The sequence below is a fragment of the Oleiphilus sp. HI0086 genome, assembly GCF_001635225.1.
On the sequence record NZ_LWFZ01000446.1, the window covers coordinates 1 to 277 of the forward strand.

The 277-nt window shown below is 38.3% G+C and carries 1 protein-coding gene; it reads right to left on the reverse strand.

Annotated features, from left to right (window positions below; genetic code table 11):
* Positions 1–189, reverse strand: a 189-nt coding sequence (locus tag A3756_RS29175; RefSeq protein WP_368664573.1) for a double zinc ribbon domain-containing protein, incomplete at its 3' end; no start/stop codon positions are given.
* Between the last annotated feature and the right edge of the window lie 88 nt (positions 190–277).

The window sequence follows — 277 nt, forward strand, 5'->3', positions numbered from 1 at the left end:
TTGCTTGCAGAATGTAACATTCCATTCCAAGTCCGCTAAGCAAGATTTGCAAATCGCTGATTTATTTAGAGTTATGGCGTCGCATAGTAAGCAAGGGGATTGAAAAATAATATCCAGAGCATGCCAGTTGTTAACCAAAAAATGAAATTTGGTTGACAACTTTTTGGTGAAGCTTATCATTACACTCATCCTTAAGCGTTGATGTATAAAGTTGACGCATGTTTTACCATGGTTTTGCACACGAGAACATACTTATGAGCGTACGACACGATTGGAC